Consider the following 13870-nt stretch of genomic DNA (forward strand, 5'->3'; position numbering starts at 1 on the left):
GGTTCCGAGCTTACTAGGGGCGGCTGAGCCAAGCCGGTTCCGAAGAACCGTAGGCCACCGGCGCCTCTGAGTAGTCCAGGGGTGAGCCGTCAACCGTAAGCGGCGGCCCGACGAACCGGAGGACTCCGTGGGGGCTGTCCATCTGCCGGTAATCCGGCCCGGGCAGCACACCGTCCGTCCCGTCGCCGCCAGCCGGGCCCACGCTGAACAGCTCCTCCGCTGTCCTGGCCAGGGACATCCGGGCTACTCCTCCGCGTCCATTCGCTTCCCTTTCGGCCAGCAGGGCCAGGATGGCAGCGGCCAGGCCGTATCCCGTGGCGTGGTCCAAGGCCTGCACCGGCAGGGCACCCGGCCGCCACCCGCCGTCGTTCGATGTTCCATAACTTGCGGCGATGCCGGAAGCCGCCTGGACGAGGCTGTCGAAGCCCCGCCGCTGCTGCCAGGGCCCGGCACCCCACGCCGTCAGGGTAGCCACAATGACATCGCCACGGTCCTGGACCAATGATTGGGCGTCCAGTCCGAAGGCATCCAGGGCGCCGTCACGGTAGCCCAGGACCACCACGTCCGCTGTGGCCGCAAGGCCCCGGACGCGCTCCAGGTCGCCGGCATTCCCGAAGTCCGCCACGGAACTTCGCTTGTCGAAGCCCGAATCGATGAAGGCGTCCGGCAGTTCCGGGATCAGCGGAGGATCGATCCGCAGGACATCCGCGCCCAAGGCGCCCAGCAAGCGTGTTGCCGTGGGACCGGCGATGACACGGGTGAGATCCAGTACCCGCAGGCCCAGCAAAGGGCGGGCTGCATCGGAGGAACGGCGCCACTGCTTTCCAGTCGGCGCTGGTCCCGGTGACTGATGCGCGTCGATCCAGGGGAGGGATGCGACCGCGCCGTGGACCGGTGCGTCGATCCATTCGCCACGGCTCCGGACGGCCGCCGCCACTCCACCCCGGGCGTTGATGAGCGCCTCGGCTTCCAACGCCGTCAGCTCCAGCAAGGCACCCGCAACGTGCCCTTCCGCGGACACGGACAACGCTTCCAGCAGCCGGGCCGCGTGGTGCGGATAGTTGGCGTGCAGCCTGATCCAGCCGTCCGAGGTCCTCCTGAAGCCTGACAGGGGCGCGAAGCCCACCGCCGGCTGTCCTGCGATGCGCAAGTGTCCCAGGGAATCGAAGGCCTGGGCGGTCCGGACGGTGGAAACCTTGTATCGCCGGCTCGCCGTCAGCGCATTCAACGCTGTAGCTGCGGCCTGGACGGAGCCGATCGCCAAGCCCTCGACGTCCAAGGGGCCGTGCCACCAGCGTCGCGGACCGTCCCAGGCCGCTGCAGGAACCGGGCCGATGGCGCGCAGGTTCCGCAGGCTCTCCAACAGATCAGGGACGGTTTCCATGGAGCGTTCCTTTACAAACGGTCGACGGCGGTGACCCTCACCACCGCTGTACCGGACTGGTCCGAGGCGGCAAGGTCCACCTCGGCGGAAATGCCCCAGTCGTGGTTGCCCTCCGGGTCATCGAAGATTTGCCGGACACGCCACAGTCCGGGCTCCTCCGTGATGATCAGCAGTCCCGGCCCGCGGGCGTCCGGTCCCGTGCCGATGTCATCGTGTTCATCGAAGTAATCGTCCAGGACGTCTTCCCACTTGTCCGCGTCCCAGCCCGCTTCGCTGTCCAGTTCGCCCAGGGCCGCTGAATCTTCGTCGGCAAACAGCTCCACGCGCCGGAACATTTCGTTGCGGACCATGACGCGGAAGGCCCTGGGGTTCGAGGTCAGCGAGGGCGGCGGTGGCGGCGGGGCATCGTGGGGCGTCGGTGCCAGGCCGGAGGTGAGTTCCTCCCACTCGTCGAGCAGGCTGGAGTCCACTTGCCGCACCAGCTCGCCAAGCCAGGCGATGAGGTCTTCCAGGTCTTCGCGCAACGAATCCTGCGGAACCGTCTGGCGCAACGCCCTGAACCCGTCGGCCAGGTAACGCAGCACAATGCCCTCGGAACGGGCCAGGCCATAGAACTGGACGAACTCGCCGAAGTTCATGGCCCGCTCATACATGTCCCGGATGATGGATTTGGGCGCCAGTTCGAAGTCGCCCACCCACGGCGCGGCCTTGCGGTACACGTCGAAGGCCTCGCCCAGGATGTCCGCCAACGGCATGGGATAGGTGACCTCGTCGAGCATGGCCATGCGTTGATCGTAGTCGATGCCATCGGCTTTCATGGCCGCCACGGCCTCGCCCCGCGCCTTCTTCTGCTGGGCCGAGAGGATTTGCCGGGGCTTCTCCAGCGTCGCTTCGATCACCGACACCACGTCCAGCGCGTACGCCGGCGATTCCGGATCGAGCAACTCCAAGGCAGCCAGGGCGAAGGGGGAGAGGGGTTGGTTGAGCGCAAAGTTTGCCTGCAGGTGGACAGTCAACCGGACCGAACGCCCTTCGGCCGCCTGCTCATCCTCCGGAACCCGTTCCACCACGCCGGCGGCCAGCAGCTCACGATAGATACCCAGGGCCTTTTTCATGAGTGTGAGCTGCGAGGCCCTGCTCTCATGGTTTTCGCTGAGCAGCCTGCGGGTGGCAAGGAAGGGGTCGCCGGGCCGCTCCAGCAGGTTCAGCAACATGGCATGCGTCACCGTGAAGCTGGAGGTCAAAGGCTCGGGAACGGATTCCACGAGCCGGTTGAACGTCGGTTCTCCCCAGGAGACGAATCCCTCCGGCGGCTTCTTCTTCACCACCTGGCGAAGCTTCTTCTGGTCATTGCCGAACTTTGCGGTTGCTTTGGCCATCGCCTTGGCGTTTTCCACCACGTGTTCGGGAGCCTGGACAACGACCGTGCCGGCGGTGTCGTACCCCGCCCGCCCCGCCCGTCCGGCAATCTGGTGGAACTCACGCGGGTTCAGCACCCGGGTGCGGACGCCGTCGTACTTGCTCAAGGCCGTGAGCAGCACCGTCCGGATGGGCACGTTGATGCCAACGCCCAAAGTGTCGGTTCCGCAGATGACCTTGAGCAGGCCGGCCTGGGCCAACTGTTCCACCAGACGGCGGTACTTAGGCAGCATGCCGGCGTGGTGGACGCCGATGCCGTGGCGGACCAGGCGGTTAAGGGTCTTGCCAAACCCGGCCGCGAAGCGGAAGTTGGCGATCAGCTCGGCGATCCGGTCCTTTTCCTCCCGGCTGCACATGTTGATGCTCATGAGGTTCTGCGCGCGCTCGATCGCTTCGGCCTGGCTGAAGTGGACCACGTACACAGGCACCTGCTTGGTGGACAGCAATTCCTCGAGGGTCTCGTGGACAGGCGTCTGGTGGTAGTAGTAGTGCAGCGGGATGGGGCGTTCCGCGGAACTGACCGTTGTGGTGGTCCGGCCGGTGAGCTGGGTCAGTCCTTCTTCGAAGCGGGTCACATCGCCCAACGTGGCTGACATGAGCAGGAACTGCGCCTGCGGAAGTTCCAGGAGCGGTACCTGCCAGGCCCAGCCACGCTGCGGGTCGGCATAGAAGTGGAACTCGTCCATGATCACGGCGCCGACCTCCGCGGCCGCGCCTTCGCGGAGGGCCGTGTTCGCGAGGATTTCGGCGGTGCAGCAGATGATGGGCGCGTCCTGGTTGACGCCGGAGTCACCCGTGATCATGCCAACGTTTTCGGCGCCGAAGATCTCGCACAGGGCAAAAAACTTCTCGGACACCAGCGCCTTGATGGGCGCCGTGTAGTAACTGCGCCGGCCACGCGCCATGGCTTCGAAGTGCGCCGCGATGGCCACCATGGATTTGCCGGAACCAGTGGGCGTTGCCAGGATGACGTTGGCTCCCGAAGCAAGCTCCATGACGGCCTCGTCCTGTGCCGGGTACAGCTGCAGGCCGCGGCTCTCTGTCCACTCAACAAAGCGGCTGTAAATGTCGTCCGGACCCAGGGGGTTGGCGGTGGTTGAACCGGAAAGCTGCTCAAGAAGTTTCATTGGTTTCCAGCTTAGTGCCCGCAGCTACTAGGCTCGCTCCTGCACAGGTGCCCATGGCAAGGAGGCTGTTATGAAGTGGGATCCGTCCAAGTACGTGGAGTTCGGCAATCATCGCGACCGGCCCTTCCATGACCTCGTTGCACGGGTACTGGCCGACGATCCCCGCGAGGTGGTGGACCTGGGTTGTGGTCCCGGCAACCTCACCGCAACCCTGGCCGAACGCTGGCCGCACGCCCGCGTCACGGGCATTGATTCCTCTGCGGAAATGCTGTCCAAGGCCTCGGCACTGGGGGAGCGGGAGCCCCGGCTGGACTTTGTCGAGGGCGACATCTCAACGTGGCAGCCCGGACCGGACACTGACGTGGTGGTGACCAACGCCGCCCTGCAGTGGGTTGCCGGGCACCAGGAAATGCTCGGCGGCTGGCTTCGGGCGTTGAAGCCTGGCGCCTGGTTCGCCATGCAGGTTCCAGGCAACTTCACCTCACCGTCGCATGCGCTGATGCGGGAACTCGCCGGCTCGTCCACCTGGTCTTCCCGCCTGGGCGGCGTGCTGCGCCACGACGGCGCCGTGGGCAGTCCCGCGGACTACCTGAACATCATGCTCGACGCCGGTTGCTCGGCTGACGCGTGGGAGACCACCTACCAGCAGCTGCTGCCGGGCAAGGACCCGGTCCTTGAATGGGTCAGGGGAACCGGGCTGCGGCCGGTTCTTGCGGCCCTGCCTCCCGAGGAAGCTGCAGAGTTTGAACGCCAATACTCCGCCTTGCTCCATGACGCCTATCCGGAATCCGTGCACGGAACCGTCTTCCCGTTCCGCCGGATCTTTGCCGTGGCTCGCAGGAACCCGTGACCCAGGACAACGCCACGAGGAAGTTCACAGCCAACAGTGCCTTGTCCCGACAGTGCGTCGCTGGTCTAATTCTCGGCATGGACCAAGGAAGCTTCGTTGAGCCGGGCACAGCGTTTTCGTCCGGCCGGTGCCCGGCATGATTTCCCCCACGGACTTCCCTGGGACGTGGCGCCCCAACACCAGCAGCGGCGTTGCCTTGTTCGAACAATTGAGGCTTCGGATCATTGAACTCGCCGACTCGGGTGTCCTTGCCGTGGGTGCCAAACTCCCGCCTGTCCGCAACCTTGCCGGGGTCCTGGATGTAGCACCGCACACGGTGGCCCGAGCCTACAAGGAGTTGGAGGCGGCGGGAGTGGTGGCCACCAGGGGGCGCAACGGGACCGTGGTGTGCGCACGCGATGACCGGTGGGGCGCGCTGGCGGAAGGGGCGGCCCAGTACGCGGCAGCGGCCAAGGCCCAAGGGGCATCGTTCGCCGAGGCGGTGCAACTCCTGGCAGCCGCTTATGACGCCGACTGATACCGATCAGTAGGGTGTGAGCAACCACATGGAAATTCGAAGACGTTTTCGACTAGCATTGTGGGGTGCCCAAAGCCTTAGCTGAAGATACAGCCGTCCATGCCCTGAACCGCGTTTCGGTCGCGCCCGACGCCAAGCCCGTGCGCCCGGATCTGTCCCGTTTAGTGGTCAAGGGAGCCCGCGAACACAACCTGCGCAACGTTGACCTGGACCTCCCCAGGGACGCCATGATCGTCTTTACCGGTCTTTCCGGTTCAGGCAAGTCCTCCCTGGCCTTCGATACCATCTTCGCCGAGGGGCAGCGTCGCTACGTTGAGTCCCTCTCCGCCTATGCGCGGCAGTTCCTGGGACAAGTGGACAAACCGGACGTCGATTTCATTGAGGGCCTTTCCCCGGCCGTCTCCATCGACCAAAAGTCCACCAGCAAGAATCCGCGCTCCACGGTGGGCACCATCACGGAGATCTACGACTACATGCGCCTTCTGTGGGCACGCGTCGGCAGGCCGCACTGTCCCGTGTGTGGAGAGCCGATTACGCGCCAGACCCCGCAGCAGATCGTGGACCAGCTGCTCGAGCTGGACAAGGGGACCCGGTTCCAGGTGCTTGCTCCGGTTGTGCGCGGCCGCAAGGGCGAGTTCGTTGACCTCTTCAAGGAACTCACGGCCAAGGGCTACTCGCGTGCACGCGTGGATGGTGAGCTGGTCCAGCTCAGCGAGGCTCCCAAGCTGGGAAAGCAGTTCAAGCACACCATCGAAGTAGTGGTGGACCGCCTCGTGGTCAAGGAGGACATCGGCCAGCGCCTGACGGATTCCGTGGAAACGGCGCTCGGCCTGGCCGAGGGCCGTGTACTGGTGGAATTCGTGGATCTCGATGCCGCGGACCCTGCACGCATCCGGGCTTTCTCGGAAAACCTCGCCTGCCCCAACGAGCACCCCTTGGCCATCGACGAGATCGAACCCCGTTCGTTCTCCTTCAACAATCCCTTTGGCGCATGCTCTGCCTGCAGCGGCATCGGCACCAAGCTCGAGGTGGACGAGGAACTGATCGTCCCCAACCCGGAACTTTCCCTGGCCGAGGGCGCCATTGCGCCATGGTCTTTGGGCACCGCGACCACGGAATACTGGAACCGCTTGCTCGAAGGCCTTGCCTTGGAACTCGGCTTCTCCATGGACACTTCCTGGGAGCGCTTGCCGAAGGACGTCCGGAACACCGTGCTGCACGGCAAGGACCATAAGGTGGTTGTGCAGTACCGCAACCGTTTTGGCCGGGAACGCAAGTACAGCACCGGTTTTGAAGGAGCCATCCAGTACGTCCACCGCAAGCACGGTGAGACCGATTCGGACTGGGCCCGCGACCGCTACGAAGAATACATGCGGCAGGTTCCCTGCCCCGAGTGCAATGGCGCGCGCCTTAACCCGGCGTCGCTCTCCGTCCTCATCAACGGCAAGTCCATTGCCGAAGTCGCAGCCTTGCCCATGCGGGAGTGCGCCGCATTCCTCGGCAGTTTGACGCTGACGGACCGTGAGGCCCAGATTGCCCACCAGGTGCTGAAGGAAATCCAGGCCCGCCTGACCTTCCTCCTGGACGTCGGCCTGGAATACCTGAACCTTGAACGTCCCTCCGGCACCCTGTCCGGCGGCGAGGCCCAGCGCATCCGCCTGGCTACGCAGATCGGTTCCGGCCTGGTGGGCGTGCTGTATGTCCTGGACGAGCCATCCATCGGCCTGCACCAGCGGGACAACCGCCGCCTCATCGAAACCCTGACCCGCCTCCGGGACCTCGGCAACACGCTCATTGTTGTGGAACACGACGAAGACACCATCCATGAGGCCGACTGGGTGGTGGACATTGGACCCGGCGCCGGCGAGCACGGCGGCCAGGTGGTCCACTCCGGTACCTACAAGGAGCTCCTTGCCAACCAGGATTCCCTGACCGGCGACTATCTCTCCGGCCGCCGGAAGATCGACGTTCCAGCGAAGCGCCGCAAGTACGACAAAAAGCGTGAGCTGAAGGTTGTCGGTGCACGCGAGAACAACCTCAACAACGTCGACGCCACCTTCCCGCTCGGCCTGTTTACCGCCGTCACGGGTGTGAGCGGTTCGGGCAAGTCAACGCTCGTCAACGAGATCCTGTACAAGGTCCTGGCGAACAAGCTCAACGGCGCCAAGCAGGTTGCGGGACGCCACCGCACCGTCAACGGGCTGGAACACCTGGACAAGGTGGTGCACGTCGACCAGAGCCCGATTGGCCGGACGCCGCGCTCCAACCCGGCAACGTACACGGGTGTTTTCGACAACATCCGGAAGCTGTTCGCCGAGACCACCGAAGCCAAGGTCCGTGGCTACCTGCCGGGACGCTTCTCCTTCAACGTGAAGGGCGGCCGCTGCGAGGCCTGCTCGGGCGATGGAACGCTGAAGATCGAGATGAACTTCCTGCCGGACGTCTACGTCCCGTGCGAAGTGTGCCACGGCGCGCGCTACAACCGGGAAACCCTGGAGGTCCACTACAAGGGCAAGACCATCGCGGACGTGCTCAACATGCCCATCGAGGAGGCGGCAGAGTTCTTCGCCGCGTTCACGCCGATCGCCCGCCACCTGAACACCTTGGTGGACGTTGGCCTGGGCTACGTACGCCTCGGCCAGCCGGCCACCACCCTTTCCGGCGGCGAGGCACAGCGCGTGAAGCTGGCAGCGGAGTTGCAGAAGCGCTCCAACGGCCGCAGCATCTACGTGCTGGACGAACCCACCACGGGCCTCCACTTTGAGGACATCCGAAAGCTCCTAATGGTCCTGCAGGGCCTGGTGGACAAGGGCAATACGGTGATCACCATTGAGCACAACCTGGATGTCATCAAGTCCGCTGACTGGATTGTGGACCTGGGACCCAACGGAGGTTCCGGCGGCGGCCGGATCGTGGCTTCCGGGACCCCGGAACAGGTGGCAAAGTCCACCGAGAGCCACACGGCGAAGTTCCTGGCCGAGATTCTGGGTTAGCCGCCCATCGCTGCAGTGGAAGTATTCCGGTAGCGGCATGCGAGTTTCGAGCATGCCGCTACTTGTGGGAAACTAACCCGGTGACTCAAACAAAGGTGCCCGTAATATTCGATCTGGACGGCACCCTTGTCGATCCAGCCGGCGGTATCACGGGGGGCATTTCCGCGGCACTGCGTGAAATGGGCCTCCCGGTCCCGGAGCAGGCCGTGCTGAATTCCATGGTGGGTCCCAAGCTGAGCGATTCCCTGCTCCACTTGGCGAACGTTCCGCCGGAAATGGTCGATGAAACCATCGAGCGCTACCGCACGCATTACCGTGAGACCGGCATTGCGCAAAGCACGTTGTACCCGGGAATCTTCGATCTCCTTGAATTCTTCACGGAATCGGGTCGTTCAGTGGCCGTGGCAACGCAGAAACCCCAGGGCATTGCCCGGATGGTCCTGGAGCATCACGGAATCGCCGATTTCTTTGTGGCCATTTGTGGTGCCTCCGATGACGAATCCCTGGGCGCGAACACGGCTCCGGGCAAGGTCGAAATTGTGGGTGCGGCCTTGGCACAACTCCACTCGCAGCCTGCCGTGATGGTGGGGGACCGGCACCAGGATGTTGCCGGGGCCATGGCCAACGGACTCGACTGCATTGGCGTCCGCTGGGGATTCGCGCCCGATGGCGAGCTGGAAGAGGCCGGTGCCGTAGCAGTTGTGGAGGACACGGCCGGGCTGCGGAGCAAAATCGAAGAACTTGACGCTGTCCGTGCGGCAGCCCTGAGCGAGGTACATAACGATGGCAGTCTTTGATGCGATCCGGTGGACCACGCGTGGATTGATTTCCACCACGTGCCGCCCCACGGTGATCGGCCTCGAGAATGTGCCCAAGGAAGGCCCGTTCATTGTTGCCCCCAACCACCTCTCCTTCCTGGACAGTGTCATAGTCCAGGCACTCATGCCGCGGCCCGTGGCGTTCTTCGCCAAAGCCGAGTACTTCACCACCAAGGGCGTCAAGGGTGCAGTGATGAAGTCCTTCTTCGAAGCCGTGGGTTCCATTCCCGTGGAGCGCGGCGAGCAGGCTGCCAGCGTGCAGGCACTCAAAACACTGCTGGACATTCTTGAAGCGGGCAAGGGCATCGGCATCTATCCGGAAGGTACCCGGTCCCGGGACGGCATCCTCTACCGCGGCAGGACAGGCGTTGGCTGGCTTGCCCTGACCACTGGTGCGCCGGTCATCCCCGTCGGTTTGATCGGGACTGAAAAGCTGCAGCCTGCGGACAAGAACGCCGTCCGGCCCCAGCACTTCACCATGAAGGTGGGGGAACCGCTGTATTTCGACAAGACCGGCCCCGACCACTCCCTTCCTGCGCGTCGTGAAGTGACGGATCGGATCATGGACGCCATTGCTGCCCTTAGCGGCCAGGAACGCTCCACCAGCTACAACCAGAGCAAGGTTGTGGAATAGCCGCACACTACGCTTGGCATTTGGTGTCAGTGCCGTTCACTAGACTTGAACCGTGGCACATCCAGCAAGTTACCGCCCTCAAACAGGCGAAATTCCCACCACCCCGGGCGTCTACCGGTTCCGCGACCCGCACGGCCGTGTGATCTATGTAGGCAAGGCAAAAAACCTTCGCTCAAGGCTCAACTCCTATTTCGCCAACCCGGCGGGCCTGCTTCCCAAGACGCATGCCATGGTGCATGCCGCGAGCAGCGTCGAGTGGACCGTGGTGGGCAGCGAGTTGGAGTCCCTCCAGCTGGAGTACACCTGGATCAAGGAGTTCAAGCCGCGCTTCAACGTGGTCTTCCGTGACGACAAGACGTACCCCTACCTGGCCGTCACCATGGGGGAGAAGTATCCGCGGGTCCAGGTGATGCGGGGCGAGCGCCGCAAGGGAACGCGCTACTTCGGTCCGTACACGGCCGGGGCCATCCGGGAAACCATGGACACCCTCCTTCGCGTTTTTCCCGTGCGCAGCTGCAGCGCCGGCGTCTTCAAGCGCGCCGAAGCCAGCGGGCGGCCCTGCCTGCTTGGCTACATCGACAAGTGCTCCGCACCCTGCGTGGGCCGGGTGACCCCGGATGAACACCGGGCCCTGGCGGAGGATTTCTGCTCGTTCATGGGCGGCGAGGCCAAGCGCTTCATCAGCAGGCTGGAAAAAGACATGGCCGCGGCCGTCGCGGAACTCGACTACGAGCGGGCGGCGGGACTCCGGGACGACATCATCGCGCTGCGCAAGGTGTTCGAACGGAACGCCGTCGTCCTGGCCGAAGATACGGATGCCGATGTCTTCGCCCTGCACGACGACGAACTGGAAGCGTCCGTGCAGGTCTTCCATGTGCGTGGTGGCCGTGTCCGGGGCCAGCGCGGCTGGGTGGTGGAGAAAGTGGAAGATGCCACCACGCCGGAGCTCATCGAACACCTGCTCCAACAGGTCTACGGCGAGGACAGCGAGGTACAGGGCCGCATTCCCCGCGAGGTGCTTGTCCCTGAGAACCCGAGCAACCATGCCGAGCTTGCCGAATGGCTCGGGGGGTTGCGCGGAGCCAAGGTGGACATCCGGGTTCCGCAGCGCGGGGACAAGGCCGCGCTCATGTCCACGGTCAGGGAGAATGCCGAGCAGGCGCTGAAGCTCCACAAGACGCGGCGGGCGGGAGACATCACGGTGCGGTCCCTGGCCCTCCAGGAACTGCAGGAAGCACTGGAGTTGCCGGTGCCGCTGCTCCGCATCGAGTGTTTCGATATCTCGCACGTGCAGGGCACCAACGTGGTGGCCTCCATGGTGGTGGTGGAGGATGGGCTGCCCAAGAAGTCCGATTACCGGAAGTTCTCCATCACGGGACCGGCGGCCGCGGACGATACCGCCGCGATGCACGACGTCCTGACCCGCCGGTTCAGGCACTACCTGAACGACAAAGCCGCGCAGGTACCGGTTTCAGGTGAAATCGTCAATCCGACGCAAGCTGCGGCAACAGCCGGAACGGAGCAGCCGCCGTCGGACCCCACGCTGCCCGCGCCCAAGGCGAAGTTCGCCTACCCGCCCAACCTGGTGGTGGTGGATGGCGGCCAACCGCAGGTTAACGCGGCAGCCCGTGCCCTGGCGGAACTGGGCATCGACGACGTTTACGTCGTGGGCCTGGCCAAGCGCCTCGAAGAAGTGTGGCTCCCGGACAGCGACTTCCCGGTGATCCTTCCCCGGACATCCCAGGGGCTGTACCTCCTGCAGCGCATCCGCGACGAAGCCCACCGTTTTGCCATTACGTTCCACCGGCAAAAGCGCGGGAAGGCCATGACGGTTTCGGCCCTCGACGGCGTCCCGGGACTGGGCGAGGCGAAGCGCAAGGCGCTGATCGCCCACTTTGGTTCGCTGAAGAAGATCAAAGCGGCCAGTGTCGGGGAACTCACCATGGCCAAGGGGATCGGGCCTGCCCTCGCAGCCGCCGTGGTCCAGCATCTCGGCGCGGGAGAAAACGCAGGTGGGGCGGTCCCTGCCATCAACATGACCACCGGCGAAATCCTTGAATCTTAGCTAGGGTAAGAACTTGACCGGTGGCAGCCTTCGCGACGCCACCGGTCCATGGTGCCACCCTCCGGCAGCACCGTGGGCCACATACGACTTCCGAGGAAACGGGGACGACTGATGGACGAGTCAACGGCAGGATCCGGCACGGAGCAGGACGGCATGACGCCCGTCAAGCCACCGGAGGCGGAACTGCTGGTAGTCACCGGCATGTCCGGTGCTGGCCGCAGCACGGCGTCCGACGCCCTCGAGGACCACGGGTGGTACGTGGTGGACAACCTGCCGCCCCAGATGCTGGGCACCTTGGCAGAGATTGTGTCCCATGCCCCCAAATCGATCCCCAAGCTGGCCGTCGTCGTGGATGTCCGCAGCAAGGACCTCTTCACGGACATCCAGACGGCGCTGGGCGCCTTGAGCGCCACGGGCATCACGTTCCGGGTCCTGTTCCTCGACGCCAGCGACGACGTCCTGGTCCGCCGCTTCGAACAAGGCCGCAGGCCGCACCCGCTCCAGGGTGGCGGACGCATCCTCGACGGCATCGGCATTGAACGCGAGGTCCTCCGGGAACTCCGCGAGCATGCGGACGTCGTCCTGGACACCACCGATTACAACGTCCACGGCCTTGCCACCGCCATTACGGAATTGTTCAGCGACACCGGGCCCGTGACGTTGCGGCTCAACGTCATGAGCTTCGGCTTCAAGTACGGGCTCCCTGTGGACGCGAACTTCGTGGCCGACGCCCGCTTCATTCCCAATCCGCACTGGGTTCCGCAGTTGCGGCCGCACACCGGGCTGGACCAGGACGTCAGCGACTACGTCCTGGCCGCCAACGGTGTCCACGAATTCGTGGACCGCTACGTCAGCGCCCTGGAACCCGTCCTGGACGGCTACCGCCAGGAGAACAAGCACTACGCCACGCTGGCCGTTGGCTGTACCGGTGGGAAGCACCGCTCGGTGGCTGTCGCCGTCGAGCTTTCCAAGAGGCTGGCGCAGTACCCGCGGGTCACCGTCACCACCACCCACCGCGACCTGGGCCGCGAGTAATGGGCGTCCTGACCGGCCCGCTGCCCCTGATCCCGCCGAAGGGCGTTCCCGGCAGCCAGCAGCACAAGAGTCCCTCCGTGGTTGCCCTCGGTGGAGGCCACGGCCTGGCCGCGTCCCTGTCCGCCTTGCGTCTGCTGACCTCCGAACTGACGGCGATCGTCACGGTAGCGGACGACGGCGGTTCTTCGGGGCGTCTCCGGGACGAGTACGGTGTCCTCCCGCCCGGTGATTTGCGGATGGCGCTCAGCGCACTGTGTGACGACACGGACTGGGGCAGGACCTGGCGTGATGTCATGCAGCACCGCTTCAACGCCGGCACGGCGAAGGGCGGTTCGCTGGACAACCACGCCATGGGCAACCTCCTCATTGTCACGCTCTGGGAGTTGCTGGGGGATACGGTAGCCGGCCTCAAATGGGCGGGGGCCCTTCTGGGTGCCCGCGGACAGGTCCTTCCCATGTCCAGCGTTCCCCTGACCATCGAAGGCCAGGCCCGGGTGGCCCTGCCCGGAGGCGGACACGAACTCCAGACCGTCCGCGGACAAGCCAAGTGCGCTGTTGCCGGGAAGCTCGAGGACGTCCAGCTCCTGCCGGCCGACGCCCCAGCCTGCACGGAGGCACTGACGGCCATTGAGCTCGCCGATTGGGTGATCCTCGGGCCGGGTTCCTGGTACACCTCGGTGCTTCCGCATCTCCTGTTGCCGGAACTGCGTCAGGCCCTGGGCGAAACAACGGCCAAGCGCTGCCTGACCATGAACCTGGACATGGAGACGAAGGAGACGTCCGGCATGACCGCGGCGGACCACCTCGATGTCCTCCGCCGCTATGCCCCCGAGTTCAGCGTGGACGTGGTCCTTGCCGACCCCACGGCCATCCCGGACCTCAAGGCCTTCGAGAAGGCCGCAGGGATGATCGGCGCGGAAGTCGTGTTGGGTAGAGTAGGGGCGTCGAGGCGCCGCCCCGTCCATGATCCCCTGCTCTTGGCAGCGGCATACCACGATATTTTCGGGAACAGTTAGGAACACATACGC

General features: G+C 64.8%; 10 protein-coding genes. 8 read left to right on the plus strand and 2 right to left on the minus strand.

What is annotated here, in order from left to right:
- Positions 1-13: 13 nt before the first annotated feature.
- Positions 14-1384, minus strand: a complete 1371-nt coding sequence (locus tag ACH488_RS01440) for a CoA transferase (RefSeq protein ID WP_397321767.1) — start codon at positions 1382-1384, stop codon at positions 14-16.
- An 11-nt stretch (positions 1385-1395) separates the two neighbouring features.
- On the minus strand, positions 1396-3930 hold the full coding sequence (locus tag ACH488_RS01445; protein ID WP_397321768.1) for a DEAD/DEAH box helicase: 2535 nt from the start codon (positions 3928-3930) through the stop codon (positions 1396-1398).
- A 70-nt stretch (positions 3931-4000) separates the two neighbouring features.
- Between ACH488_RS01445 and ACH488_RS01450 the strand changes: the two genes are divergently transcribed.
- The 8 genes from ACH488_RS01450 (at position 4001) to yvcK (ending at position 13858) form a co-directional block, all read left to right on the plus strand.
- A complete protein-coding gene (locus ACH488_RS01450) occupies positions 4001-4780 on the plus strand; it encodes a trans-aconitate 2-methyltransferase (RefSeq protein ID WP_397321769.1) in 780 nt (259 codons plus the stop codon).
- Between the two features lie 136 nt (positions 4781-4916).
- A complete protein-coding gene (locus tag ACH488_RS01455) occupies positions 4917-5297 on the plus strand; it encodes a GntR family transcriptional regulator (RefSeq protein WP_397321770.1) in 381 nt (126 codons plus the stop codon).
- 65 nt (positions 5298-5362) lie between these two features.
- Positions 5363-8290: an excinuclease ABC subunit UvrA gene (uvrA, locus tag ACH488_RS01460; protein ID WP_397321771.1), complete on the plus strand. Its 2928-nt coding sequence runs from the start codon at positions 5363-5365 to the stop codon at positions 8288-8290.
- A gap of 80 nt (positions 8291-8370) precedes the next feature.
- Positions 8371-9087 carry an HAD hydrolase-like protein gene (locus tag ACH488_RS01465; RefSeq protein ID WP_397321772.1) on the plus strand — a complete coding sequence of 239 codons (717 nt, stop codon included), beginning with the start codon at positions 8371-8373 and terminating at the stop codon, positions 9085-9087.
- Positions 9074-9742, plus strand: coding sequence for a lysophospholipid acyltransferase family protein (locus tag ACH488_RS01470; protein WP_387437331.1), 669 nt, complete (start codon positions 9074-9076; stop codon positions 9740-9742). Before ACH488_RS01465 ends, ACH488_RS01470 begins: the two co-directional genes overlap by 14 nt.
- Positions 9743-9794: 52 nt before the next feature.
- Complete coding sequence (gene uvrC / locus ACH488_RS01475) at positions 9795-11807, plus strand: excinuclease ABC subunit UvrC (RefSeq protein WP_397321773.1); 2013 nt, start codon at positions 9795-9797, stop codon at positions 11805-11807.
- A gap of 111 nt (positions 11808-11918) precedes the next feature.
- Positions 11919-12842: an RNase adapter RapZ gene (gene rapZ, locus ACH488_RS01480; RefSeq protein ID WP_397321774.1), complete on the plus strand. Its 924-nt coding sequence runs from the start codon at positions 11919-11921 to the stop codon at positions 12840-12842.
- A complete protein-coding gene (yvcK, locus tag ACH488_RS01485; RefSeq protein ID WP_397321775.1) occupies positions 12842-13858 on the plus strand; it encodes a uridine diphosphate-N-acetylglucosamine-binding protein YvcK in 1017 nt (338 codons plus the stop codon). The genes rapZ and yvcK overlap by 1 nt, the downstream gene beginning before the upstream one ends.
- Positions 13859-13870: the final 12 nt, after the last annotated feature.

The sequence above is a fragment of the Paenarthrobacter sp. NPDC018779 genome, from assembly GCF_044391085.1.
Taxonomy (GTDB): Bacteria; Actinomycetota; Actinomycetes; order Actinomycetales; family Micrococcaceae; genus Arthrobacter.

Bases quoted from the DNA above. Each gene is read 5' to 3' on its own strand.
- ACH488_RS01440 (WP_397321767.1), bottom strand. From the start codon at position 1,384: ATGGAAACCGTCCCTGATCTGTTGGAGAGCCTGCGGAACCTGCGCGCC.
- ACH488_RS01445 (WP_397321768.1), bottom strand. From the start codon at position 3,930: ATGAAACTTCTTGAGCAGCTTTCCGGTTCAACCACCGCCAACCCCCTG.
- ACH488_RS01450 (WP_397321769.1), top strand. From the start codon at position 4,001: ATGAAGTGGGATCCGTCCAAGTACGTGGAGTTCGGCAATCATCGCGAC.
- ACH488_RS01455 (WP_397321770.1), top strand. From the start codon at position 4,917: ATGATTTCCCCCACGGACTTCCCTGGGACGTGGCGCCCCAACACCAGC.
- ACH488_RS01470 (WP_387437331.1), top strand. From the start codon at position 9,074: ATGGCAGTCTTTGATGCGATCCGGTGGACCACGCGTGGATTGATTTCC.
- rapZ (WP_397321774.1), top strand. From the start codon at position 11,919: ATGGACGAGTCAACGGCAGGATCCGGCACGGAGCAGGACGGCATGACG.
- yvcK (WP_397321775.1), top strand. From the start codon at position 12,842: ATGGGCGTCCTGACCGGCCCGCTGCCCCTGATCCCGCCGAAGGGCGTT.